Raw genomic sequence first — 24,752 nt, 5'->3', positions numbered from 1 at the left:
GGAAGAACATCCCTCGGCACCAGCGTGCGCCGCCGTTCCCGGGTGGTCAATGAGATCGCGCCGAACAGCACCCGAACGGTGATCATCTCCGTCGCCTGGTCCGGGGCCGGCCCTGACGTCTGCGAGCGCCGCGCCTGCCGCGCCGGCCGTGCCGCCCCCCGGAGCGGCCGCGCGGGTCAGCGGAACCGGGTGGGCCACGTCATCGACCCAGTCGCGCGCGGGCCTCGCTCGTGGCGGTGATCGGGATGCCGTCCGGCACCAGGAGGTTGACCACCGGCGGGTGCACGACGGCGGCCAGGCTCACCTCCGCGGTCCGCCCGTCCGGGCTCCCGGTTGGTGCGGCCAGGGTCAGGCCCGGCGTCCCGGCCCAGGCGCTGACGGTGTCGAGGTAGGCGGTCGCGGCCCCCGCCACGGCGTCGTCGTCCAGGACCGTGACGGGCGGGGCGCCGCCCGTCCCCGGCTCCAGCGCCACGAACGTGTCGGCCGCGGCGAGCGCGGCGTTGTCGGCCAGCACCTGCAGCTTGCGCTCCCCCACGTAGACCGCGGTGACCCCCATGACCACGACCGTGAGCAGGAGCAGCACGACCGCGAAGCCGATGACCAGGATCGTCACCTGCCCGTCGTCCCGGTCCTCGCCCCGGTGGTGGTCCCGGTCGTGGCCCCGGTGGTGGTCCCGGTCGTGGCCCCGGCTCCCGTCCCGGCGCGGGCCGGGGCCGGCGGTCCGCCCGCTCATCCGTAGCGGCCGATCACGACCGTGGCCGAGGACGTCAGCACGGCCACGTCCAGATCGGTGAAGCCGGGCACCAGCGGCAGCGGGACCTCCAGGGTGGCGTGCACCGTGGCCACCGCACCGGGCGCCGCGCACGCCCCGTCGGAGCACTCCAGGCGGAGCGCCAGCCGGTCGGGGGCGAAGCCCTGGTCCGCGGCCGCCAGCTGCGCCGCCGCGGTCAGCCCGGTGTCCGAGAGCGCACCGGGCTCGGCCCGGGCCAGCACCTGGGACGCCTGCTGCGCGGCGGCCACCACCCCGAAGGCCCCGGCCTGGACCTGGGCCACCGCGAGCACGAAGTAGACCACGGGAACGAGCAGCAGCGTGCCCAGCGCGACGAACTCCACGACCGCGCTGCCCTCGTCACCGCCCGCAGGGCCCCCGAGCACATCGGGCGGCCCGGCCGCACGGGCCGCCGTGGTCGAGGCGGTCGACGCAGCCGTAGCCGTCGATGCCGTTGCTCCGGTGGAGGCAGTGGCCTCAGTCGCCGAGGACGGCATGGCCGCGCACCTCCAGGGAGTCGGGCGGACCGAACAGCGCCACCACGGGCAGGGGCGAGACCACCGTGATCTCCAGGGTCCGCAGCTCGCCCACCGCCGCGGTGGTCGCGACGACATCCTGGGCGTACCGGGGGCCGAGGGCACCGGAGACGATCCGGCGGGTCCGCTCGACCCCGTCCTCGGGCGAGCGGTCGGCCAGGGTGCCGTACCGGGGGCCGGCCGCGGCCGCGTCGATCAGCGTGTTGCGCGCGTGCAGGGCCAGGGCCAGCTGCAGCGTGGCCGCGAAGATCATCGCCACGAGGCCGGCCACCATCACGTACTCGACCACCGCACTTCCCCGGTCCGTCTCCGGGGGCCCGGCGCCCGGCCGGGCGCGCTCCTCGTCCATCCTCAGTTCTGGCTCACGCGCGCCATCGCGTCCTGGAAGAGCCCCTCCAGGGCCGGCTGCGCCACCAGCAGCAGCCCGGCCACGAGCACCGCGGACATCAGGGTCAGCATCACCCAGCCGGGGACGTCCCCGCGGTCCGGATCATCGGCGGCGAGCCGCTCGCGCAGCGCGGCGAGGGCCAGGGCGAGGACGCCGAGCAGGGCGGCGAGCCGGTGGAGGTGTGTCATGGGTGTGTCCTTTCCTGGAGGGCGGCCGGTCCCCGGCCGCCCGGATGAGAGGTCAGAAGCCGAGCTCGAGCACGGCGATCCCGGGGAACACGGCGAACACGACCGTCAGCGGCAGCACGCAGAACACGAGGGGCACCATCATGGCGATCTCCTTGCGCCCGGCGGCCTCCACCAGCTCGCGCTTGTCGTTGTCCCGCACGTCCTGGGCCTGGGCCCGCAGCACGTCCGCCAGGGGCGTGCCGCGCTCGATGGCCACGACGATGCCGTCCACGAACCGCCCGATGGGCGCCACCGGGGTGCGCGCGGAGAAGTCCTGGAGGGCGTGCACGAGTCCGGCGCCGGACCGGGTCTGTGCGAGCACCGCGCGGAACTCCGCCGTGAGCTCTCCCTCGGCGACCCGGCACACCCGCTCGAGCGAACCCACCGCGCTCTCCCCCGCGCCCACCGACAGCGCCATCAGCTCGGCGACGGCGGGGAACTCGGCCAGCATCCGGGCCTCGCGGAGCCGGATCCGCCGGCTCAGCAGGTGCCCGCGCAGCAGGTGCCCGGCGGCCGTGGCCGCGCCCACGGCCGGCAGCACCCCGCCGGGGCCCGTGCCCCAGCGCGCCTCGGCGGCCACGCCGAGCAGGACGCCGAGCAGCAGGCCCCCCGTCGCGCACAGGAGCTGCTCGGCGCGGAAGTCCGCCGCCGTGGTGCTGACGCCCGCCCGGACCTGGCGTCTCTCCAGGGCCGCCGACGGGGCGGCGTGCCGGAACACGCGGTGGGCCAGCCCGCGCACGATCGGGTCCAGCCCCGCTGCGGCCCGGCCGGGGGCCCGGGCCGAGCGGTGCCCGGGACTGGCGAGCAGCGCCGACTCGACCTCCACCGATCGCAGCTGCGGGGCGATCCGGGTTGCGAAGGACGGCCGGCCGGTGACCCGGGCACCGGTGAGCACCAGCCACAGCCCGGCGGCGTGCACCAGGCCGAGGAGCACCAGCAGGGCGGGGGAAGCACTCACCGCAGCACCCGCTTGGGCTCGGGCAGCGCCCCGATCCGCAGCATGAGGCGGTAGGCGATCGTGGAGACGAGCAGCCCGCCGATCAGCACCAGGGCGCCGGCCGGGGTGTCGTAGGCCCGGATCGCGGCGGGCTGGGTGGCCATCAGCGCCAGCACGATCCACGGTGCGGCCACCGCCAGCCGGGCGGCGTTGACCGTCCAGGACTGCCGGGCCTCCAGCTCGCCGCGGGTGCGGGCGTTCTCCCGCAGGAACTCGGACAACGTGCCGAGCAGCCGGCCGAGGTCGGTCCCGCCCACTTCCCGGGTCACCCGCAGGGCCTCGACGATGTTGTCGGCCACAGGGTCGGCCAGCCGGTCCTTGAGCAGGGTGAGCGCGCCCTGCAGCTGCCCCGAGGCGCGGTAGTCGGCGGCGAACCGGGCGAAGGCAGGGCGCACCGGCTCGGGTCCGCGGTACTGCAGCTGGATCAGCGCCTCGGGCAGGGACATCCCGGCTCGGATCGCCGAGCGCAGGTGGCCGACCACGTCGGGCCACACCTCGCGCAAGGCGGCCGCCCGGTGCCGGGCCCGGTGCTGGACCACCGCCAGGGGAACCCATCCGCCCAGGACGGCGGCGCACAGGCCGAGGACCGCCGCGTCGGTGACCGCGGCGACGAGCAGTCCGCTCAGCGTCCCGGACGCGGCGCAGGCGGCCAGCAGTCCCGCCGGACCGACCCGGGCCAGGTCCGCGCGCAGCAGCAGCTCGCGCAGCCGGCCGGGCCGGCGCGGGCCGGCCGCGCGCGGCGCCTCCTCGGCCCAGCAGGACCACCAGAGCAGGAACACGCCCGCCCCCAGCAGCACGCCCAGCGCCGCGCTCACCGCGCTGCTCCGACCGGGCCGTCGTCCGCCAGCAGCTCGCTCACCCGGTGCCCGGCCTGCTCGAACTTCCACGCCGCCGGCGCCTCGGCGGCCACTGCCAACAGGGCGCCGTCCGTCTCGGCGAAGACCGGGTACGTCTCGATCACGCCGTTCTCGACCCGGTTGCCGATCGCGAGGATCTCGCTCACCCGGCGGCGGCTGTGCCGGTCCCGGTGGCAGTGCACCACGAGGTCGAAGCACGAGGCCACCGTAGGCACCACGAACCCGGAGCTGATGTTCTCCCCCGCCAGCAGCGGCAGGGTGCAGATCTTGGTCACGGCGTCCCGGGCGGAGTTGGCGTGCAGACTGCACATCCCCGGGAGCCCGACATACCGTCGAGACGCAACACAGAAAGTGCCCCGGCGAGCTACCAACTCCCGGGGCACGGAACACGGCATTACGGGCCGTGCTCAGGGTGCATTCTAGCCATGGCTGCCACCCCTGGACACCCGGTAGAGCCATGCTCCCGGGTCTTCTCTCTACGTCTCTGGACCCGTTACCCAACTAGTGAATGACGTCCGGCAAACAGCTCTGTGCACGCCCTGAACCGGAGGGGCGAGGCGCGCCCGGCCAAGCGCTGCCCAACCCATGACAAAGACGCCCTCATTTCTGAGGGGGTCTAGCCGTCGTGGCCCGTTCCGGGATTTCGTGGGGAGCCGGTAGCCGGGGCGCTTTGGGGAGAGGGTCAAGGGCTGCAGCCCCGCGCAGCGGGTCCATGCTCCCCGCCACCGTACTCGACCCCACACAACCAACACGCACAAACGTCTTGGGCCACCTTCACCGCGCCCCGCCGGCGACTTGACCTACCTACGAACAGTGGATCCAGAACCTTCCACTAATGATTGTCGGGCGTTGCGGAAGGTGGTTTGCCGCGTGATGCCGCGGTTTATGTGGGTGTCGGTGATGGACGGGAGTAGAGCTTTTGCGGGCCTCTTGCGGACTCTGTGCGGACTGCCAAGACATTGGTCCCACTCGGGACACGCCCGGTTGGCGTGCCCAAGTGCGCGACATAGGCGATACGGTCGCATTATGGCTTTGGGAGACCTTACCGATCCAGTTGCCGTCGTGGCTGCCCTGGATGAATTTGATGCCGTGGGCCGTGAAGCGTTCCTGTCTAAGTACCGCTTTGGACCGGCTCGCAGCTACTTCGTTACTCGGGGTAAGAAGCGCTACGACTCGAAGGCTGTCGTTGGTGCCGCACACGGGTATCAGCATGGGAAGCCGCTGCGCAACTCGGAGTTCAGCGGCGGTGACGCAACCGTCGTTCGCGTGCTGGCTCGGATGGGCTTCCAGGTAACGATGGAGAACACACCGGGCCCTCTGAATGACTTCCTCGAAGAGGTCCTGCTCCTGCAACCTGATTGGAGCCACCGAAAGACCGTCGCCATGGATCGACGTGGTCAAATTGTGCGCAATGAGATTCCCAGCTGGCTGCGCTCCCATTTCGACGTGCTGATGCGGTCGGTGACCTGGCCTGAGGAGGACCTCGCGGTAGAAGGGCGTGACGGGACGGGCCCGAAGACAGAAATACCTTGGACACGCCTGTACTCCGAATCACGGAGTTCGTCAGCTACAACCGGGTGGTACGTCGTCTTCCTGTTCAGCGCGCTTGGCGACCGTTGTTACTTGTCGCTGTGTCACGGAGCTACTCGATGGGACGGATTCGAGTTCAAACCTCGACCTCTCCAAGAAATGCAGGCCTCGATGCGGTGGGCCCGTTCCGTCCTGCAGTCGAGGCTCGACCACGAAAGATTGCGAGACGGTATTGCGCTTGACGCCCGACGCAGTCTCCTCGGTCCCTCATACGAAGCAGGCACCGTAGCGGCGTTCGAGTATCAGCTAGATCTCATGCCTTCGGATGATGACGTCCTCCAAGACCTAGGACTGATGCTCGACCTGCTGTCGCAGCTGTACGTGGCCGAGGACGCAGATCCTCGCGCTCCTGGAGTTCCAGCACCTGAGGTCGAGTTTGTCACCGATGCGGTGGCTGAGGCAGCCGGCAAGCGGAAGAGGAGAGGGCGACAGGGCTTTGGACTCACCAAGCCCGAACAACAGGCCGTTGAACGCCGGGCAGTCGAGGTGGCGACTTCTCACTACGTGGCCCAGGGGTGGAAGGTGAAGGACGTTGGTGACCGGGAGTCCTATGACCTGCGCTGCGTGCGGGAGGGTCAGCGACTGTTCGTAGAGGTCAAGGGAACGACGTCCCTCGGGGAGTCGGTTCTGCTTACCAAGAACGAAGTCGCGCTACACCGCGTCGAGTACCCCAACAATGCACTGGTAGTTGTTCACAGCATCGTTCTCGCCCCGCGAGGAGAGAGCGCCGTCGCACACGGCGGGGAGTTGGAGGTAACCAGTCCATGGCACTTGGAGGATGCGGACTTGACCCCCATCGCCTACACCTATCGGAGAACTGCGGGCAACGCGGATACGGCACACGATGCCGCCGTTGAGCTGCTGGGTGACGCATTAGACCTCATAGATGTCGCGGCTAGCGACGAGTAAGGGCATATGTGCACCATCACGATTTTTCCCCCGCTTCAACACAGGCTGCACCCCCGCACGGGGCACATTGACCTGATCGTCGTAGGCGTCGTAGACCGAGCCGATTGACAGGGCCCTGCCCCCGGTGCCACATGCTTGGTGAATCCGCCTCATTGTGAGGACAACATCACGGGGACGCCTCTAGCTGCCGATGTCACAGCACCTGCTATGAGAGCATCGGCTGTAACGATGGAGGGACATATGTCGGTGAACGAGCCAACTCAAGTCACACCCGAAGAACAAGGTGAGAATCCAGTTGCGGATGAGAGGCTTTTCGCCCGCTTCGGAAATTTCATACTGAAGCTGCCCCATGGAAGTTTGTCATCTGATGAAGTTCATGCGGCACTAATGGAAGCACTAAGAGCCGACAGTCGTGTAAAAGCTCTGGCTAATAACACACCCGAACATTCCTGGACAGAAAATGATCGCTGGTATCCCGCATGGTCAAATGCTGAATGGGATCAACTTGTGAGTGGGTCGGACAGTTTTTACTCGAAGCGATTCTTCAGTCCGATAGCATTTGAAGTTTTTGTTCCCCTAAAGAATCAGCCGAAGATACACGGCGAGAACCCCATGGTGGATACTTATGACGTAGCTTGGGACGGCTGTACTGCCGTAGTAACGTGGCATCGCGGGGATGCTGAAGAGGACGCCCCGCCCGCAGTCGGTCAAGTAGTCGTCGATATTCTTCGGGAAGTTTGCAAGAATGCGGGATATGCACTCTATGTGCAAGCATGCAGCGTCGCATGCGAGCACCTTTTTGTGCATAAGGAGATCAGAGTCAACCGCTGGGATGCAAAAGATTATTCTGAGCAATTCCACCCTGAAGGTTCGAGAGAAATCGACCTGAACGTTTATGGACGTTATGGGCGTCTTCAACTCGTACTTCTAGTACACAACCTACTGGCATCCCCCTCTGCGGATTTCGCAAGACTAAAAAACATAGCTCGAAGAACGCTAGATCTCGACTATGGATCCCAAATTACAATGCATGAGTTAATTGCGCATGACTATGAGACTCTACGACGTTCACAAGAAGGAATACTTAAGCGACTCGGATTTCTCATTACGGGATCCTGGGGGGCCATTAAAGGCAATGGACGGCGAAAGCGCGCCAACTTCCTGATTGCATCGCTATGGCTCGCAATGTCGAACCTGGAGGCATTGCAGCGCTTATTTCGAGAAGCTGAACGCCGGTACAACGACTCCGTCCGGCATTCTGCTGATCCAGAATTATTTATCGGTGATCTCAAGTCGGACGAGGCGCGAGTGGGAGAAATCAATCCCTTTTTTGCTCGGGCAGCAGTCGAACATAAGGCCACGCGGCTGGATAATACCATTGTTGTATGGGCGACTGCTGGCGGAGCCATAACAGGAGCAGCGATCACGGCCGCCGCAGGTGGCCTCTTGAATTGAAGTAGCAACATAAGATGTCAGGAGTCCTGCGGAGCGGGGAGGCGGAAGCTTTCCGCGCAAGGGAGGTTGCGCGAATCTAAGAAAAACCGCTCAGTTTCGGAATGTCAGATCAGACCGCTTTTCACTGGCATTGTTAATGGTCAATCGAATTTCCAGGGCCGCGAATAAGGCCCCGAATGTATCGCAGAAGCTTGCTAATCAGCCAGACGAGCCCCGCTGTAATTAAACCCAGGATGATGGTGTAGGGCCACTGAGCATCAACGCTCATACGAGCAATCGTATAGCCCATCAATCGCCAGAGCAAGAACAGGATGACGGCGGCCCCTACGAATCCAGCTAGAACGACGCCGATCATAGCTAGAACTCCACGAAAACTGAAAAGTCGGTCCACCTTGGAGCCAATATCTTCAAGCCTTCGCAAGGTCCGCGCAGTACGCTTTTCCGTCAGCGCTGAATGATGGAGACCCAACCACATTCCCTCGCCCAAATTAATGGCGTCTGGTAGGTCAGCCACATCCAATTTATCTTGATCGGAAAGACTTTCGAGGTACTCCTCGTATTCCACGACACTCCTATGATGCACTTAGGGGAAAACAGCTAATAAACCGTCCATATTGATTAGGTAAATCGTCTATACGCACCTCAGATCTGGAAGTGTCTCAGTCCGACTGGAATTGGGGGTAAGCGCATCGGGTATGGCAGGTCCAGCCACTGGCGTCCTCGCGGGGGGGTGGAGGTGGCTGGTCCCGAGTCTAATGGCGTAGCAGGGTCCCCAGGATCCACTTGGTGAACCGCCGTGAATGTTCGCCCCATATGCAGGGGCTAGGCAGGTAAAAGTCCTGCCTTGTAGCTGGTCCGCCAATCCTGCAGCACTTCCACGCCCCTTTCGGCGGGACGCTTTCAGATGGACCGTTGTCTTTTATCGACTGGTAGGTAGTACTACTAAGACAAGGCTGCCACCTCGGGGAGAGATACCGCTATGCCGTAGGGGGTCGGCGGAAGGCCGGGGGGCAGGGGTGGTCCCCCTCCCTTTGCGGGGTCGGGCGTCCAGGTCCGCGGGATTGAGGGGGCGTCGGGAATTTGGCGGGCCGGCGGAACGTGGCTGGTCGTACCGCCGGCCCGGTCAGTGCCGAGCTGCTAGGGGTGCTCGGTAGGGGGTGGCGCCTAGATCAGCACGGCGCTGGTACGACCGGGGGCCGTGGTGGCATCGTTGACCCAAACCCGCTCATAAGCGGCAGTGATCTGTTGCCGCGTGTGCTGGTTTTGCCCGGTGCTGTTGAGCCTGAGGCTGACGCCCTCATAGTGGCCGGCGACGATTCCGAGGATTGCGCCGTCGATGTCGTCGCGGGCGTCCTTGGTGAGGCGGCGGACGGCGCGCGTGGTGCCGAGCTTACTTTCGTTCGTGGTCCTGAGGTCCTGGCCGATGCTCCGGATGCAGACTTCGGCCATGGCTCCGTCAACGGCCAGGACGGGGACCAGCGGGACCAGGCCCACGGCAACGATGTCGGACAGCGGCCCCGTGGCGCTAATGCCAGCGAACACAGCCAGCCGCGCCAGCTCACGGCGGGCCGTGGTCAGCGCCGCACCGGCGTCCCGGGCAACGGCGGCCTCGGCATCCAAGGAGATAGGCCCGGGGGCCCCCTGTCCGGAGGGGTCTCGGGGGGCGCCCTTGGCGGGGGTGCCCTGGGGGGCCAGTTCGGCAACAGCCCCCCGGAGGGCATCCACCGTCGCGGCGAAAGCCGGGGCGAGGTCCTTGGAGGCCTTGTCGGTGACCTGGGGCAGGTGGGCGGCCGTGATGGTGCGCCCGTGTTTGCCCCACTGCTCCCTGAGCGCGTCATTGGCCTGGGCGTCAGACACGCGGCGCCGGGCCTGGGCGAGGAACTTGGCTGGCGGCTCCTCGGTGTCGTGGGCCTCGGCAATGATCGTTCGGGCCACGGTGGCGGCGTCGGGCAGCGCGCGGAGAGCGGCCTGAATCCGCTCCTCGGGCGGGGTTGCCCGGTCGATGCCGGCCAGAGCGTATGCCGCGGCGAGGGTTTCGGGCACAAAAGCGGAGATGTTCGCTGGGGCGCGGTAAATGGATGGCATGAGGGATTCCTTAATCTCAGTGGGAGCGGTTGAGGAAGGCGGCGAGACTGCGCGCCTCGGGGGTCTCATTGGAGGGGGTGAACCGCTCAGCGGCCCAAGCTCCGAAAAGCTCGGCATGCGAGGAGTTGGGGGTCCTGTCGTGGGGATCGATGGGCAGGTGCTCAGACATAGTCATGGCTTTCTGTGAGTTGGTTTGTGTCAGATCGGTGGGTGGGCGACACAGTGGATGGAACTTGCTGTTGTTGCTCGGGTGAAGGGGGTAGGAGCACGCGGCGCACCAACGACCTGTTACGGGAACGGCATGGCCGTCTTGGTCGACATACCGGGGCAGGCCGCTCAGCGGGTCATCGCTCATGCCGCTCCCTGGGCCTCGGCCAAGCACTGCTGGCACGAAGCATTCGACGCGGTGTCGTGGCGGCAGGCCCCTCCCGTACGCGGGAACTCGGTAACAGCGGTTCCCTCGGTCACGCCGCCGGCCTTAGGCAGGTAGCCCCTTCCCGCCTGGTCGAGAAAGACGGGGGCATAGGTATCCGCGGCCTGGTTCGAGGCCGCCGAGATACCGTCCTGACCAGCACGGTGACCGTCGTTACCGTTGTCACCGGTTTCAGGGGATAGGGGGGCGAGGTAGCGCGACCAGGCATCCGCGAAGTGAGACCGGCGGTAACCCTTAGCGGTCGTGCCCCCAATTCGGATGGTGTTGTTGGTCGGGACCTCGTACTTGCTGACCATCTGGGCGAAGGTACGGCTGTCGAGGGGCTCGCCCTTGATAGCTGCCCACGGCGCGGTTTCCATGGCCCGCAAGGCGGAGAGCAGGTCGACGGTCGTCATGGCATCACGGTTTTCGAAGACCGTGCGCACGTCCTCCAACAACCGCACGCCGAGCGTGACGGGCTTGGCCTTGGCCGCCTTGACCAATGTGGTCGCCGCGTCCCGTGCCGTGCGGGGCCAGTGCGAACCGGCAGCATCGGCAATGGCGATCAGCGGCTCCCAGATATCCGCGTCCCGGTCCTCGATCCCCTCGGGCAGCACAGGCCAGGCATCCCGGACCTCGTCAAAGACGCGGGCCGTGACCCGGGCCAAGCGGTCCCTGAGCTCCTGCGCCTCAGCCGCGTACCTGCGACGCCGGTAAGGCTGCAGAATCTGGTCCGGGCGGCGCTTCTTCATCGGCACGACGATCGAACGGGTCATCAGCGTGTCGGGCAAATTGCCGAGACCGGCCAGGGCCACGGGGCAGAAACTGGGCCAGTCCTCGGGGATCTGCTCGCCGCCGCGGGTGACCACACGGCCTGCGGTGGCGCCCTTGCGGTAGCCGGAGTTGAGCAGTCCGCGCAGGTCCTCGTTGCCCTCGGCCTTCTTGGGGCTGAACACCGCGTCGGCCTCGTCCATGAGTAAGGTCGGCAGGCCGTTGGGGTCGCTGATCTTGCGGAAAACGTAGGCCACCGAAGCGTTGACAGTGAGCACCGCGCGCGGAACAAGAGCCTCGGTGATCTCCATGGCCCTGGACTTGCCCGACCCGGGTTCGGGAGACAGGAACGAGAGCCTGGGGGTATTTTCGAACGCGTCCACGACATGCGCGTGGGCGATCCACAGGGCATGCACCGGGGCGATCTCGTTGGTCGGGTAAGCGATGAACCGCACCGCGAACTCCTGGACGTGGTCGAGCACCTGCGCAAGGTCATCACTCACGCGGCACCCCTTCCCGCAGCACTCACGGGACGGCCTGTGAAGAAGTTCACCGGGCCACCGACGTAAGTGCAGTGCTGCCGAGCCCATTCCCCCGCCTCGCGACGGGCCTCGACCACCTCGGAGAACGTGCCAACGGCGCGCGTGAGGCGGCGACAGTCGGCGTCCTCGACCGTCATCGCGTAGAACACCCGGGCGGCATGCTCGGCGCGGGCCGCATTGCACTCGGCCGTATCGATGACGCCCTGCCTGTACCCGAGAGCAATACCGTCGAGACGGCCAGCCTGATAGTGAAGGAAAGTGCACTCGGTGAGCGCCGCATGGGGCTGCTCAGACATCGTCTTGCTATAATGATTCTGATGCATAGGGGTCCTTCCTAATGCGTCGGTCAGCTTATGACCCCCGGTGGTGAAGCACCGGGGGTTTTTGCTGTATTGGGCCTGGCAAAATGATTGAAGACTGTTTTTTTACGCTCGCTCCCCAGACTGCCGAAAAAGAACGCCGAGGCGTGCGATCTGCTCGGAAGTAAGTTCGGGCCAAGAACCAACTAGCTCACGGGCATAAACTGCAGGGTCATAATCACTAACTGCCTGATGTTTGGGCATAGGACCTCCAAGGGATCCTTAGGCAGTTTCAAGATGCGATTTTGTAAATACAACTGATAGCGGCCTGTTCATAAAAGAGCAAATAGCGCATCAGGCGCCGATCCCACGCTTCTGCTCCCATGCCTGAAGTGCCAATAGGGAATACCGCACATGTTTCCCCACCCGAATGTACTGTGGACCAGTACCCCGGTGATTCCATCGGTAAATAGTTTTCCTGGGCACTTGATATCGTTTGGCCACATCCTCAACCGTGAACCAACGATCTGTCATATCTTCTCCATTCGTGGCATGACTAAGGGCCAGCGCAAAAGTGCACTGGCCCTTTCGTTTGCTTAATTTACGATGCAGCTAGCATAGCTTTTTGGACGGCTTCCTCACCGGTAGGATCCGCGAAGTCCAAGAAGCGGTGCAGTTCAGGATCAAAATCCCCTCTTCTGATTTTGCGAGCTATTTTCTCGGCTCGATTCGAGCTGATCGGATACCCGCTCAACTCAGCGATTTCTTGTAGGGCGCATCGCAGTTCCCTGCCGCCCATCCCGGGATATATGTGCATCTCGTCCTTTGGGAGTACCGCGCCGGCTCCTCCGTCCGACTTGTTGCCCATTACTTTGCCTTATTCCCCTTATGAGGGTCCTTGAAGGGCGTTGGGCAGGAAATTTTACGGCGCATGTTCGCGGGTACGACGACCATTGCAGGTGGGATTACGTGTTCTGGGGAACCCGAGGCAAAATCCGCACACTCCTCGGGTCGAAGGTCTTGCCATGCGCCTTGCCCATGGCCAGCACCTCGACCGACATGAGGGCGGTCACCACAGCCCTCCGCGTCTCTATGTCTGCCGCGTCCCAGGCTTCCTGGACATTGCCTGAGGCCAACATGGCACCCACGGCCGGGGACGACTGCGCTTCCGCCATGGCTTCGGAAACCGCGGCCAGCTTGTCGTGAATACGGGCCGAAATCGTGGCCAGTTGACCCGCGGAGATGCCGCCCTCGGCACATTGTTCTGTGGCATCGTCCAACCGTTGCTGCAACGCGATGGATTCTCCTCGAAGCGCATCCATATCGACGCTGTCGTTTGAAGCAAAGACAATCGCCGCGTCGGACTGAGACAACCGTGCAACTGCAACTTCGGCGACAAGCTGATCCAACGCCGCGGCATTTCTCACTGGGTGACCCGCCTGAACCGACTTGCAACGATAGACCGTTCGTTTCGTTCCATCCCGATTGCTAGCCGAGGCGGATTTCATCGGCTGACCGCAGACGGCGCACACGGCCAGCCCTGACAACAGGTGCTTGACGCGCGTGCTCTGCGACTTACGTCGCGCCGGATCGGTCAGAACACGGCGAACAGCTTCCCACTCCTCACGAGAAACGATGGGAGGGAAGTCGGAGTTCCCAAGAATTTCGTCGTTCCAGCAGGTCAGCCCTGCGTTTCGCGGACGAAGCAGCATCTGTCGCAAGGTGGCATACGTGAACGGCCGGCCTGTTCTCGTGGTGATCCCGCGGGCATTCATACTTCGGATGACCGACCCCAAGGACCGCCCAGCCAGAACGTCCCGAACCGCCTGGGCAACTTCGTTCGCTTCCTCAGGCACCAAGGTCGGACTACCTGACTCCATAGCCCAGCCGAACGGGACGAGTCCGCCAGTGAACTTTCCTGCGGCCGCACGCTGATGCATGGCCCGCTTGACGCGTTCGGCCTTATGCTCCGACTCGTACCGCGCCCATGCGCCAAGCGTGCGTGCTACAGCTCGTCCAGACGGCGATGACAGGTCAACCTTCCCAGCCTGCACGCTGTGCGTTGCGACCCCGTACTCCTCCGCGATAGCAATGTACTCTTCCAGCTCAACAGGAGACCGGTGCAAGCGGTCCGTGTGCCAGCAAAGAACCTCCTTAACGGCTCCCGTCCGGAGAAGGTCGAGCAACTCGTTGTACGCCGGCCGCCGCCTTCCGGAGTAGGCGCTGACGTCATTGTCTACGAGGACCCGCGACACCTTCCAGCCGTGACGGCCGGCAAGGGCCCGACAGTCATCCTCCTGACGCTCAACCCCGAGGCCTGCGCCCGTGCGGTCTTGGCTGATGCGGACGTAAATTACTGCGCTACACATGTTCGCAGTCTACATTTGCATTGTCCCTTGACTTATCCCGGGAGTCCGCTGTTGAGCGCGATGAGCATGTCCAGGCTCTCCGCCTCCCTGACCTCCCCGACCACGAGGCGGTCCGGGCGCATCCGCAACGCCTCCTTGACGAGCCGGCGCAGGGGGATCTCGCCGGTGCCCTCGAGATTGGGCTGACGGCACTGCATCCCCACGACGTCGCGCAGCGGGACCTGCAGCTCGAAGATCTCCTCGACCGTCACCACCCGCTCCCGGGGGCCGATCGAGGCGCACAGACAATTCAGCAGCGTGGTCTTGCCCGCCTGCGTGGCGCCGGAGACGAGGATGTTGAGCCCGCTGGCCACGGCCGCGTCGAGGAAGCGCGCGGCGCGCGGCGGCAGCGCGCCCAGCTCCACGAGGTCGTCCAGCCGCCGGGCCCGGGCCACGAACTTGCGGATGTTCACGGCCCAGTGCCGGCGCGTCACGTCCGGGATCACCACGTGCAGGCGGGACCCGTCCGGCAGCGCCGCGTCCACGAACGGGGAGGACAGGTCCAGACGACGGCCCGAAGACTTGAGCATCCGCTCCACCAGGTTGCGGATCTGGGCCTCGGTCAGCACGAGGCTCGTCAGCTCGGACTCCCCGCCGCGGGCGGCGTAGACCTCCGCGGGGCCGTTGATCCAGATTTCCTCGATCCGCGGGTCGTCGAGCAGCGGCTGCAGCGGGCCGAACCCGGCGACCAGGTCCAGCAGCACCCGCCGGGCGGCGTCCAGGTCCGCCAGGGCCGGCAGCACCCCGCGCGCCGAGCGCTGGTCGTAGTCGCGCACCGCGGCGTCCACCAGCTCCCGGGTCCGCTCCAGCTCGAGCACCGGGTCCAGGCCCCGGCGCCGGATCAGCTCCCGCACCTCGGCCTCGACCAGCCCGAGCGCGTCCTCGGAGAGCAGTGCCGTCATCCGTCCCCCTGCGCGTTCCCCGGCGCGGGATCCGCGCCGGCGGCGCTCCCCCCGGAGCGCATGCACAGGAACATAGGCCGATCCGGCGTCGTCCCCACAACCCCCGTCCGGGCTCCTGTGGACAGCCGTCGCTAACCCGCGACGTTGTTCCCGTCCGGAAACACATGAAGTGTCACAGGATGCGGGCGCATGAAACCAGGTCGGCGAGGGCCACGTCCTGAGAGGGCGTGCAGGCCGGGCCGCCGGGCCGTAGGGTGGCGGGCGAACACGCTCCCCACCGGGCGTCCGCGTCACGACACCGCCCGTGCCGCACGCGCTGCCCCCGATCGCAAGGACCGCCGTGACCCATGTGACCACCGAGCAGGACGGCACACGCCCCGACGTCGCCGCTCGCCTCCGGGCGCTGCTCCGCGCGGGCGTCCCCTTCGCCGGGAACCTGCTCACGAGCGCGGCCGGAGCGGCCCTCGGCCGGCACCTGATGGCCCCGTCGCCGGTCCCGAGGGCAACCGTGCCCCGGGACTGGCCGGCCGTCTTCGCGCACCGGGGCGGCGCCGAGGTCGCCCCGGAGAACACCCTCGAGGCGTTCCGGGCCGCCGCGGCTCTCGGGGACGTGGTGCTGGAGCTCGACGTGCAGGCCTCCGCCGACGGCACGGCCGTGCTGATGCACGACCTCACGGTGGACCGCACCACGGACGGGACCGGCGCCGTCGCGCTGATGTCCACCGCGGAGCTCCAGCGTCTGGACGCCGGACACGCGTTCACCCTCGACGGCGGGACCTTCCCGTGGCGGGGGCGCGGAGTGCACGTCCCCACGCTCGCGGAGGTCTACGAGGCGTTCCCCGAGCACCCCGTGGCGATCGAGCTCAAGGGCAACCGTCCCGGCGCCGAGGAGATCGTCTGGCGGGCCGTCCGGGCGGCGGGTGCTCAGGAGCGCACGCTCGTCGCGACGAACCGCACGGCCTCGATCCGGCGGTTCCGCCAGGTCTCGGGCGGGGCGGTCCCCACAGCGGCCTCCCCCACGGAGTTCGCGGCCTTCCGGCTGCTGTGTCTGCTGGGCCGGCACCAGCACCACACGCTCCCGTTCCAGGGCCTGCAGCCGCCGGACTCGCTCCTGGGCCTGCGCGTGCTCACGCCCGGACTCGTGCGCAGCGCCCAGCAGGCGGGTCTGCGGGTGGACGTCTGGACCATCGACCGGGAGGACGACATGCGCCGCCTGCTGGGGTGGGGGGTGGACGGCGTCATGACGGACCGGCCGGACCTGCTGTCCCGGGTGCTCCGGGAGGCCTGATCCGCGCCGGGGCCGGTCAGGCCGCGGGGCGCTGGGCCGGAGAGGTCTCGGCGAAGTCCCGCACTGAGGCGCGCTGGGCGTGCTCGGGGGCCGGGGCCCAGGGCCGCTCCGCCTCGGCGACGGCGATGTGCCGGGCCAGCCGGGTCACGTTGACCTCCTGCTGGCGGTTGCGCAGCGCGGAGGTGGCCTGGGTGATCATGAAGATCACCACGAAGCCGTACAGGACGAGGTCGGTGCCGCGTCCGATCCCGAAGAAGTGGGCCACGCCCGTGAGCAGGTCGGGGAAGAAGATGGACAGCGCCGCGAAGACGAAGAAGGCCAGGCCCACCACGCGGCGGATCGCCTGGTGCTTCGCGTTGGCTCCGCCGCGGATCAGGGCGAGCGCGCCGTAGCCCACGGCCAGGACCAGCAGGATCTGGACGGCGTAGATCATCGGACGGCTTTTCCCTTCGACGGTGCGGACTGGGTGCGGACTACTTGACGAACAGCTCGGCGAGGATGTTCACGCCGTTGAGCAGCGACTGCCCCTTGGACTTCGAGTAGTCCGTGTAGATGATCTCCACCGGGTGCTCGACCCAGCGGGGCCGGATGTCGGCCAGCTGGTTGACGATCTCCGAGGCGTGCGCCATCCGGTTCTGGGTCAGCCGGATCCGGGTCAGGGTGCCCCGGTCGATGGCGCGCAACCCGTTGTGGGCGTCGGAGAGGTCCATGCCGGTGGACAGCTTCGAGAAGAACGCGGCGGTGCGCAGCACGACCCGCTTGAGCGGGGAAATCCGGGTGCGCCCGTCAAGGAAGCGGGAGCCCAGCACGACCTCGGCCTCGCCCGAGCGGATCCGCTCGACCATGTCCCACGCGTCGGTCACGCGGTGCTGGCCGTCGGAGTCGAAGGTGACCACGCAGTCCATCCCGGGGTCCTGCAGGGCGTACTCGAAACCGGTCTGCAGCGCCGCGCCCTGCCCCAGGTTGATGGGGTGCTGGACGACGACGGCGCCGGCCTCGGCGCAGATCCGGGCCGAGTCGTCGGAGGATCCGTCGTCGACGCAGACGACGTGCGGGAAGGTCTTCCGGAGCTCCTTCAGCACCTCTCCCACGACGGCCGCCTCGTTGTACACGGGCATGACGATCCACGAACGACTCACCCGGACATTCTCGCACAGCGCGCCGGACCCGCCCGTCAGGTCGGCGGCCGGACCCGGGCCGGCCGCTATGATCGACCCGACCCTTCCCCCCACCGTGAGGACAAGACCGTGCCCGCTGCCAGGCAGAGCCCCGCAGGACCGACGTGCTGACGGACTGGGGACCTCATCTGCCGGCGTTCCTGGTCCTGCTGGCGTTCCTGTGGCTGCCTGGGCTGGCGCTGCTGTGGGCCTTCGGGCAGCGCGGGGGCCGGATCCTGCTGACGGCACCGGTCTTCAGCGTCGCCGTCGTCGGGCTCACGGGCGTGGTCCTGGACCTGGCGGGCATCCCCTACGGCGCGCTCACCCAGGTGGCCGCCGCGGTGGTGCTGGCGGCGCTGGCGTGGCTGGTCGGCCGGCTCCTCCCCCGGGGCGGCCACGCGCCCGGCCCGCACGACGCCGGGGCGGACCCGGCCGACCCGGCAGAACGCTCCGGCGGCGCGGGCCGCTGGCTCTTCCCGGCGGGCGCGGCCGCCGGGCTGGCGATCGGGGCGGTGCTGCTGGTGCGCCGGATGGCGTCCGTGATCGGACACCCGGAGGCGATGGCCCAGCGCTGGGACAACATCTTCCACCTCAACGCCATCCGCTACGTCGTCGAGACCGGCAACGGCTCGACCCTGACCCTGAACCGGATGGTCAGCCCGGAGAGCACCATCGCGCTGTACCCCGCGGCGTGGCATCAGCTGGCGTCCCTCGCGGTGCCCCTGGCCGGCGACAGCGTGCTCGTGGCCCACAACCTGACGCTGCTCGCGGTGGGCGGGCTCGTCTGGCCCGCCTCGTGCATCTTCCTGGTCCGCTGCCTCGTCGGCCCGTCCCCCGTGGCGGCCGTGGTCGCCGGCACGGCCGCCGCCGGGTTCAGCGTCTTCCCGCTGGGTCTGATGGCCTGGGGGCCGCTCTTTCCCAACATCCTCGCCCTGGCGCTTGCCCCCGTGTCCCTCGGCCTGCTCGTGCGGCTGCTCGGCCCTGGGGTGAGCGCGGACCGGACGGCGCGCACCCCGGACGCGGCCGGCCGGGTCCGGCTGGCCGCCAGCCTGGTGGTCACCCTCGGCGCGCTGTTCGTCTCCCAGCCCAACGCGTTCCTCGCCCTGCTCGTGGTCGCGGTCCCCCTGGCGGCCACGGCGTGGTGGCTCGGGCTGCGGGCGGCCGCGGGCGCCCGGCGCCGAGGTCCCGCCCTCGGGCTCACGGCGGTCGCGGTCGTCGTGGTCACCACGTGGCTGCTCCTGTGGAACGTCCTGACCACGGACCGCGCGTGGGACCCCTTCACGTCCTTCGGCCGGGGCGTGGGCGAGGCCGTCATGTTCACGGCGAACGGCCGCGACGACGTCCCGTGGGTGCTCGTGGTGCTGACCGCGGCGGGGGTCTACGCCGCGATCAGCCGCCGCCGGCTGCGCTGGCTCGTGCTGGGGCACCTGTCGCTCGTGCTCCTGTACGCGGTCTCCGCCGGCGGGGAGGAGGGCCCGTGGCGGGAGTGGCTCACCGGGGGCTGGTACGTGGACTCCTACCGCCTGGCGGCCACCCTCCCGCTGACCGCGGTCCCCCTCGCCGCCCTCGGCGCCGCGCACGTGGTGGAGGGCCTGGCGGCCGGCGCCACGGCGCTCGCCTCGTTCGCCGGCCGGCCCCGGGCCGCCCTTCCCGTCGCGGCCGTCGTGGTGCTCGCCCTCGTGGTCCCCTACTCCCAGGTCGGGTCCCTCACCCAGGCCACGCGGTGGGGCAAGCAGTACTACGCGTGGGAGGGCGCCGAGAGCGTGCTGACCCGGGACGAGTACGAGCTCCTGGAGGACCTCGACGAGCTCACGGACCCCGAGGACGTCATCGCCGTCAACCCGTGGAACGGCGGCTCCCTGGCGTTCGCGGTCGGTGAGCGGCCCGTCACCCAGTACCACGTGGGGACGCCCGGCCCGGAGGTGCGGGAGATCGTGACGGGCATCGACGCCGCCGTCCCCGGCAGTCCCGCGTGCGAGGCCGCCGAGGAGCTCGACGTCCGCTACGTCCTGGACTTCGGGACCCAGTTCATCATCCCGGACGAGCCGTCCGCCCTCGCCTACACCGGGGTCAACGCCGTGGACCCGGCCGTGGACCTGAACCTGGTGCTGGTCGAGCGCAACGGGCAGGCCGCGCTCTACGAGATCGTCGGCTGCGACGGCGCCTGATCCTGCGGCGGGACCCTCGTCCCGCGACGGACGACGGGCCGTCCGGTTCCTCGCGGAGCCGGGCGGCCCGTCGTCGTCCGCGGGGCGCGGGCAGGAAGGATCGTCAGCCGGCGTTCTCCGCGGCGCGGAACTGCTCGATCACCTCGTCGATGGGCCCGTCGCTGCGGACCTGGCCGTGCTCGATCCACACCCCGCGGTCGCAGACCTTGCGGACCACGTCGAAGTCGTGGCTGACGACGAGCAGCGTCTTGCCCTCCTCGGAGAGCTCCTTGACCCGGCCCAGGCTCTTGCGCTGGAAGGGCTCGTCGCCCACCGAGAGGATCTCGTCGATGATGAAGATGTCCGGGTCGGTGAACACCGCCACGGCGAAGGCCAGGCGCAGGTACATGCCGGACGAGTAGAACTTCACCTCGGTGTCGATGAACTGCTCGATCTCGGAGAACGCCACGATCTGGTCGAACTTCCGGTCGATGTCCTCCTTGGACATGCCGAGGATCGCGCCGTTGAGGTACACGTTGTCGCGGCCGGTGAGGTCGGGGTGGAAGCCGGCGCCGACCTCGATCAGCCCGGCCACGCGCCCGTTGACCACGAGCGAGCCTCCGTCGGGGCTCATCACGCCGGAGACCAGCTTGAGGAACGTGGACTTCCCGGAGCCGTTGAGCCCCACGAGCGCCACGCTCTCCCCCGGCCGGATGCTGAGGCTGAGGTCCTCGAGGGCGCGGAAGCGGTTGGAGATGTCCTGGCGCCGCCCCCGCGCGAGCCACATCACCGTCTCCTTGAGGGAACGGGCGTGGCGGAGCGAGAACTCCTTGGCCAGGTGCTCGGCCACCACGGCAGGCTCGGCCGGCGGGGTGGTGCGGTCGGTGCTCATCGTCACAGCTCCTGCGCGAATCGGCCCTCGAGGCGACGGAACAGCAGGTCGCCCAGGAACATGACGACGGTGACCACCAACAGAGCCACCGGCGTCCAGAGGGAGAACAGGTGGGGCGGCACCTCGTGGGCGCCGGGGGTGGTGGTCGGCAGCCAGAACGCCGCGTGCGAGAGCTCCACGGCCACGGTCAGGGGGTTGAGCATGAACCCGGCGAACCACACCGGGCCCAGGACGTCCCGGACCATCGTCCACGAGTAGAGCACCGGGGCGGACCACGTGCTGACCATGACGATCAGGTCCACGAAGTTCTCGGCGTCGCGGAAGAACACGTTCGCCGCGCCGAAGAGCATGCCCAGCCCGGCCCCCAGCAGACCCACGATCAGGAGCGCCGCGGGCACGGCCAGCAGCGAGATCCACGTGGGCGACCAGCCCACGATGAGGGCGGCCAGGAGCATGACCACCAGCTGCGGCATGAGGTGCACGCCGGCGACCCACACGGAGGCCACCGGGAACATCTGCCGGGGCAGGTAGATCTTCTTGATCAGGCTCGCGTTGGCCACGATCGAGCGCGCCGCGTTGCCGAAGGACTCCGAAAAGAAGTTGATCAGGATGATCCCGGAGAACAGGTACACGGCGTAGTTCTCCATCCCGCGCTCCAGGCCCAGGAAGATGCCCAGGGCCACGTAGAAGACCACGAACTGGATCCCCGGCTTGACGTAGGACCACAGCAGCCCGAGGACCGTGCCCCGGTAGCGGATCTGCAGCTCCTTGTCGACCAGCAGCTTCAACAGGTAGCGCTGGCGGAACACCGCCGGCAGCCCCGTCCCGGGGGACGGCCTCCGGACGACCGTGGCAGCCGGCATCAGGCGCCGATCTCCGAGTGCTCGCGGAAGGTCGCCTCCCAGGCCGCCATGGAGGTGACCTCCGGCAGCGCGGCCCGGTAGCGGCGGGACAGCTCCGGCCATCGCCGGGCCAGCTGGGCGTGCAGCCGCAGGGACTCCGCCATCAGGGCGCGGGCCTCCCGGGGCGAGCGCTTGTACCAGGTGTAGCCGGTGCCGTCCGAGGCGGAGACCAGGGCGCTGTCGTAGCGGGCGAGCCGCCACCACCGGGCGTCCTGGTAGGGCAGGTGCACCTGCGGGTGCTGCTCGGCCTGCTCCTGCGGGCGCACGGCGAGGTGGCGCACCACGGCGGTGGTCGCGGAGGTGAGCACCTTCAGCCCGTGCGGGGCGGAGAGCCGCCGGGTCCGTAGGGGCTTGGCCGACGCGACCGTGGGGTAGGCGTCGAGGTCCGCCTCGTAGACGGCGTCGGAGTGCTGGGTCATCATCCGGCGCACGTCGCGGATCCGCTGGGGCAGCAGCTCGTGCAGGGCCTCGGGCCCGGCGAGGACGTCCCGCAGGGCCAGGACCCGGGCCTCCTCCGCGAAGTACTGCATGGACAGCAGGTGCCGCAGGTCCTTGATCCCGTTGCGCCCGAGCACCTCGCCGCCGCGGTCGAACGGGGAGTGCAGCAGGGCGGCCACGAGCTGGTTGCGCTTGTGGAAGTACGCCTGCCAGCTGATGGTGTCGTCCTTGTCCGCCCAGGCCAGGTGCCACACGGCCACGCCGGGCAGGGACACGGTGCGGTAGCCGGCCGCCTTGGCGCGGATGCCGTACTCGACGTCGTCCCACTTGATGAACACGGGCAGCGCCAGGCCGATCTCGCGGACGACCTGCGTGGGGATCAGGCACATCCACCACGCGTTGTAGTCCACCTCGATGCGGCGGTGCATCCACGCGGTGCTTCGCAGGTTGCTGCGGCGGAAGTCGTGGCCGATCTCCACGCCCTCGCCCGCGGGGCCGTACTGGAAGCTGTACGGGTCCATGGCCTCGCCGAAGTTGTGGATCTTCGTCGGGTTGAGCAGGTCGATCATGTGCCCGCCGACCAGCGTGGGCCGCTTGCAGAAGTCGGCGAACACGCTGATCCGGCGCACGGCCTCGGGCTCGATCTCGACGTCGTCGTCCATGAGCAGCACGTAGGTGCTGTCGGCGCGCACGGCCTCGTACATGCCGCGGGCGAACCCGCCAGCCCCGCCCAGGTTGCCCTGGTCGATGACGCGCAGCCGGTCGCCGAAGCGCTCCTGGACCTCGCTGAAGCCCGGCTCGTCGACGACCTTCTGGTTGCCCTGGTCCACGATCACGACCTGCGCGACCTGCGGCAGGTGCTCGCGCTGCTCGTCCAGGAGGCGGGCGTTGGTGAGGCAGTAGGAGGGCTTGTTCATGGTCGTGATCTGGAGGGTCACGGACCCCTCCGTGGTGCCCGTGCCGTCGCCCAGCCACTGGGCGCCCAGGACCTCGAGCTCCTGGTCCGCCGCGGTGGCGTCGAACCAGTACCACCCGCCGTCGGCGAAGGCCTTCAGCGGCAGCACGACCTCGGTCAGCCGCTCGGCGCCGGAGACCTCGTGCACCGACACGGGCACGGACTCGCCGCGCGCGTTGGAGCTGTGCACGTTCACCGAGCCGCGGCCCGTGGTGCGCACGCGCAGCACGACCTCGCGCAGGTGGGTGTTGTGCCGCCAGTAGCTGGCCGGGAACGCGTTGAAGTACGTGGCGAAGGACACGGTGCTGCGGGCCGGCACGCGCACGGAGGTGCGGCCGAGGATCGCCACGCCGCTGGCTGCCCCGGCGTCGGAGGCCACGTTGACCACGATCTGGGGCCGCTGCTCCTTCGTGTCCTCCTGCTGGGCGGCGGTGCCCGTGTCCGCCCGGGAGTCCAGGTAGAGGGGCTGGGTCGGGAAACGGTCCTTGGCCGGGAAGACGAGCTCCTGCAGCACCCGGTAGGAGGTGCCCTCGGTGCCGGTCCGTTCGGTGTCCTGGGTCGTCGCGGTCACGCGTCCACTCCCCCGCTCTCGATGGTGGCCCCGCCGGTGAAGTGGGGCTTGAGCTTGTTGTCGACCATGGACAGCGCGGCCCCGATGGCCATGTGCATGTCCAGGTACTTGTAGGTGCCGAGACGGCCGCCGAACAGGACCTTGTCCTCGCCGCGGGCGAGGTCGCGGTACTTGAGCAGCTTCTCGCGGTCCACCGAGGTGTTGACCGGGTAGTACGGCTCGTCGCCCTTCTCCGCGAAGCGGGAGAACTCGCGCATGATCACCGTGGCGTCCGTGGTGTAGTCCCGCTGCGGGTAGAAGTGGCGGAACTCCAGGATCCGGGTGAAGGGGACGTCGGGGTCCGGGTAGTTGATCACCGGGGCGCCCTGGAAGTCCTCGATCGGCAGGACCTCCTGCTCCAGGTCGATGGTCCGCCACGAGAGATCGCCCTCGGCGTAGTCGAAGTACCGGTCCACGGGGCCCGTGTAGACGACCGGGACCTGCCCGGAGACGGCGGAGCGGGAGTAGTCGTGGCCCTCGTCGAAGAAGTCGGTGTCCAGCCGGACGTCGATCTTGGGGTGGTCCGCCATGCGCTCGAGCCACGCGGTGTAGCCGTCCACCGGCAGGCCCTCGTACTTGTCGTTGAAGTACCGGTTGTCGTAGGTGTAGCGCACGGGGAGCCGGTTGATGATCGAGGCGGGCAGGTCCTTGGGGTCGGTCTGCCACTGCTTGCCCGTGTAGTGCTTGATGAACGCCTCGTAGAGCGGCCGGCCGATGAGCTGGATGCCCTTGTCGTTGAGGTTCTGCGGGTCCGTCCCCGCGAGCTCCCCGGCCTGCTCCTGGATCAGCGCCCGGGCCTCGGCCGGTGAGTACGCCGCGCGGAAGAACTGGTTGATCGTGCCGAGGTTGATCGGCATGGGGAAGACCTCGTCGTGGTGCCGCGTGTAGACCCGGTGCACGTAGTCCGTGAAGTCGGTGAACCGGTTCACGTAGTCCCAGACCCGCTCGTTGGAGGTGTGGAACAGGTGGGCGCCGTAGCGGTGCACCTCGATCCCGGTCTGGGGCTCGTTCTCCGTGTAGGCGTTGCCACCGATGTGGGGCCGCCGGTCGATGATGGCCACGTCGAGGCCCAGCTCGTTGGCGGCCCTCTCGGCCACGGTCAGGCCGAACAGGCCGGACCCTACGACGACGAGATCTGCGTTCACGGGCTAACTCCTGGGGTTGGTGTCCTGGTGGGCCCGACCGGCGTCCGGCCGGTGAGGGGGCGGCACGGGCG

23 protein-coding genes and 3 pseudogenes are annotated in these 24,752 nt (G+C 67.8%); 4 read left to right on the top strand and 22 right to left on the bottom strand.

The window, feature by feature from the left end; translation table 11 throughout:
- Positions 1-199: 199 nt before the first annotated feature.
- The 7 genes and pseudogenes from RF647_RS09730 to RF647_RS09700 form a co-directional block, all read right to left on the bottom strand.
- The gene (locus tag RF647_RS09730; protein ID WP_368811544.1) at positions 200-733 is read right to left on the bottom strand and encodes a pilus assembly protein TadG-related protein; all 534 of its coding nucleotides are present in this window, start codon (positions 731-733) and stop codon (positions 200-202) included.
- Entirely contained in the window at positions 730-1,113 is a 384-nt protein-coding gene (locus RF647_RS09725; protein ID WP_133411272.1) for a hypothetical protein, read from the bottom strand. Before RF647_RS09725 ends, RF647_RS09730 begins: the two co-directional genes overlap by 4 nt.
- A gap of 133 nt (positions 1,114-1,246) precedes the next feature.
- Positions 1,247-1,654: a TadE/TadG family type IV pilus assembly protein gene (locus RF647_RS09720; protein WP_368811543.1), complete on the bottom strand. Its 408-nt coding sequence runs from the start codon at positions 1,652-1,654 to the stop codon at positions 1,247-1,249.
- A 2-nt stretch (positions 1,655-1,656) separates the two neighbouring features.
- Complete coding sequence (locus RF647_RS09715) at positions 1,657-1,881, bottom strand: hypothetical protein (protein ID WP_284563569.1); 225 nt, start codon at positions 1,879-1,881, stop codon at positions 1,657-1,659.
- A gap of 52 nt (positions 1,882-1,933) precedes the next feature.
- Complete coding sequence (locus RF647_RS09710; protein WP_368811542.1) at positions 1,934-2,878, bottom strand: type II secretion system F family protein; 945 nt, start codon at positions 2,876-2,878, stop codon at positions 1,934-1,936.
- Entirely contained in the window at positions 2,875-3,732 is an 858-nt protein-coding gene (locus RF647_RS09705) for a type II secretion system F family protein (protein WP_368811541.1), read from the bottom strand. Before RF647_RS09705 ends, RF647_RS09710 begins: the two co-directional genes overlap by 4 nt.
- Positions 3,729-4,097 (bottom strand): annotated as a pseudogene (locus RF647_RS09700) (CpaF family protein); the annotation flags it as partial. The gene RF647_RS09705 and the pseudogene RF647_RS09700, both read right to left, overlap by 4 nt.
- 703 nt (positions 4,098-4,800) lie before the next feature.
- On the opposite strand from RF647_RS09700, the gene RF647_RS09695 reads away from it, so the two are divergent.
- The gene (locus RF647_RS09695; protein ID WP_368811540.1) at positions 4,801-6,273 is read left to right on the top strand and encodes a DUF3578 domain-containing protein; all 1,473 of its coding nucleotides are present in this window, start codon (positions 4,801-4,803) and stop codon (positions 6,271-6,273) included.
- A 240-nt stretch (positions 6,274-6,513) separates the two neighbouring features.
- A complete protein-coding gene (locus RF647_RS09690) occupies positions 6,514-7,728 on the top strand; it encodes a hypothetical protein (protein WP_368811539.1) in 1,215 nt (404 codons plus the stop codon).
- Positions 7,729-7,861: 133 nt separating this feature from the next.
- Here the strand turns inward: RF647_RS09690 and RF647_RS09685 are convergent, their stop codons facing one another.
- The 9 genes and pseudogenes from RF647_RS09685 to RF647_RS09645 all read right to left on the bottom strand — a co-directional run.
- Positions 7,862-8,293, bottom strand: a complete 432-nt coding sequence (locus RF647_RS09685; RefSeq protein ID WP_368811538.1) for a hypothetical protein — start codon at positions 8,291-8,293, stop codon at positions 7,862-7,864.
- A 599-nt stretch (positions 8,294-8,892) separates the two neighbouring features.
- The gene (locus RF647_RS09680) at positions 8,893-9,813 is read right to left on the bottom strand and encodes a hypothetical protein (protein WP_368811537.1); all 921 of its coding nucleotides are present in this window, start codon (positions 9,811-9,813) and stop codon (positions 8,893-8,895) included.
- 16 nt (positions 9,814-9,829) lie between these two features.
- Entirely contained in the window at positions 9,830-9,988 is a 159-nt protein-coding gene (locus RF647_RS09675) for a hypothetical protein (protein ID WP_368811536.1), read from the bottom strand.
- Between the two features lie 176 nt (positions 9,989-10,164).
- On the bottom strand, positions 10,165-11,499 hold the full coding sequence (locus RF647_RS09670; protein ID WP_368811535.1) for a DUF3631 domain-containing protein: 1,335 nt from the start codon (positions 11,497-11,499) through the stop codon (positions 10,165-10,167).
- Positions 11,496-11,834, bottom strand: a complete 339-nt coding sequence (locus RF647_RS09665; RefSeq protein ID WP_368811534.1) for a hypothetical protein — start codon at positions 11,832-11,834, stop codon at positions 11,496-11,498. Before RF647_RS09665 ends, RF647_RS09670 begins: the two co-directional genes overlap by 4 nt.
- Before the next feature lie 357 nt (positions 11,835-12,191).
- Positions 12,192-12,371, bottom strand: coding sequence for a helix-turn-helix transcriptional regulator (locus RF647_RS09660; RefSeq protein WP_368811533.1), 180 nt, complete (start codon positions 12,369-12,371; stop codon positions 12,192-12,194).
- Positions 12,372-12,802: 431 nt separating this feature from the next.
- Positions 12,803-13,693, bottom strand: a complete 891-nt coding sequence (locus RF647_RS09655; RefSeq protein WP_368811661.1) for a recombinase family protein — start codon at positions 13,691-13,693, stop codon at positions 12,803-12,805.
- Positions 13,694-13,762: 69 nt separating this feature from the next.
- Positions 13,763-14,206, bottom strand: a pseudogene (locus RF647_RS09650) (recombinase family protein); the annotation flags it as partial.
- Positions 14,207-14,241: 35 nt separating this feature from the next.
- Positions 14,242-15,147: pseudogene (locus RF647_RS09645) on the bottom strand (CpaF family protein); the annotation flags it as partial.
- A 340-nt stretch (positions 15,148-15,487) separates the two neighbouring features.
- Here RF647_RS09645 and RF647_RS09640 point away from each other — a divergent pair.
- Positions 15,488-16,435 (top strand): glycerophosphodiester phosphodiesterase, encoded by a 948-nt coding sequence (locus tag RF647_RS09640; protein WP_368811532.1) that lies wholly within the window; start codon positions 15,488-15,490, stop codon positions 16,433-16,435.
- 16 nt (positions 16,436-16,451) lie between these two features.
- Here the strand turns inward: RF647_RS09640 and RF647_RS09635 are convergent, their stop codons facing one another.
- Together RF647_RS09635 and RF647_RS09630 are read right to left on the bottom strand one after the other, a co-directional pair.
- A complete protein-coding gene (locus tag RF647_RS09635) occupies positions 16,452-16,868 on the bottom strand; it encodes a DUF2304 domain-containing protein (RefSeq protein ID WP_109243504.1) in 417 nt (138 codons plus the stop codon).
- Positions 16,869-16,908: 40 nt separating this feature from the next.
- Entirely contained in the window at positions 16,909-17,574 is a 666-nt protein-coding gene (locus RF647_RS09630) for a glycosyltransferase family 2 protein (protein WP_240722694.1), read from the bottom strand.
- Between the two features lie 143 nt (positions 17,575-17,717).
- Here RF647_RS09630 and RF647_RS09625 point away from each other — a divergent pair, with 143 nt between their 5' ends.
- Positions 17,718-19,760: a DUF6541 family protein gene (locus RF647_RS09625; protein ID WP_368811531.1), complete on the top strand. Its 2,043-nt coding sequence runs from the start codon at positions 17,718-17,720 to the stop codon at positions 19,758-19,760.
- A gap of 103 nt (positions 19,761-19,863) precedes the next feature.
- On the opposite strand, the gene RF647_RS09620 is transcribed toward RF647_RS09625, so the two are convergent.
- Genes RF647_RS09620 through glf form a run of 4 tightly spaced genes read right to left on the bottom strand, consistent with a single transcriptional unit; the run spans position 19,864 to position 24,681 of the window.
- Positions 19,864-20,631 (bottom strand): ABC transporter ATP-binding protein, encoded by a 768-nt coding sequence (locus RF647_RS09620; RefSeq protein WP_368811530.1) that lies wholly within the window; start codon positions 20,629-20,631, stop codon positions 19,864-19,866.
- 2 nt (positions 20,632-20,633) lie between these two features.
- Positions 20,634-21,494 carry an ABC transporter permease gene (locus RF647_RS09615; protein WP_017833641.1) on the bottom strand — a complete coding sequence of 287 codons (861 nt, stop codon included), beginning with the start codon at positions 21,492-21,494 and terminating at the stop codon, positions 20,634-20,636.
- Positions 21,494-23,497: a glycosyltransferase gene (locus tag RF647_RS09610; protein WP_368811529.1), complete on the bottom strand. Its 2,004-nt coding sequence runs from the start codon at positions 23,495-23,497 to the stop codon at positions 21,494-21,496. Before RF647_RS09610 ends, RF647_RS09615 begins: the two co-directional genes overlap by 1 nt.
- Positions 23,494-24,681, bottom strand: a complete 1,188-nt coding sequence (glf, locus tag RF647_RS09605; protein WP_133411283.1) for a UDP-galactopyranose mutase — start codon at positions 24,679-24,681, stop codon at positions 23,494-23,496. Before glf ends, RF647_RS09610 begins: the two co-directional genes overlap by 4 nt.
- Positions 24,682-24,752 lie beyond the last annotated feature (71 nt).

Source organism: Kocuria sp. CPCC 205263, assembly GCF_040981075.1.
In the GTDB taxonomy this organism is placed as follows: domain Bacteria; phylum Actinomycetota; class Actinomycetes; order Actinomycetales; family Micrococcaceae; genus Kocuria; species Kocuria rosea.
Note: the sequence above shows the minus strand (reverse complement) of the source record. Positions and strands in the feature narration are given on the sequence as shown.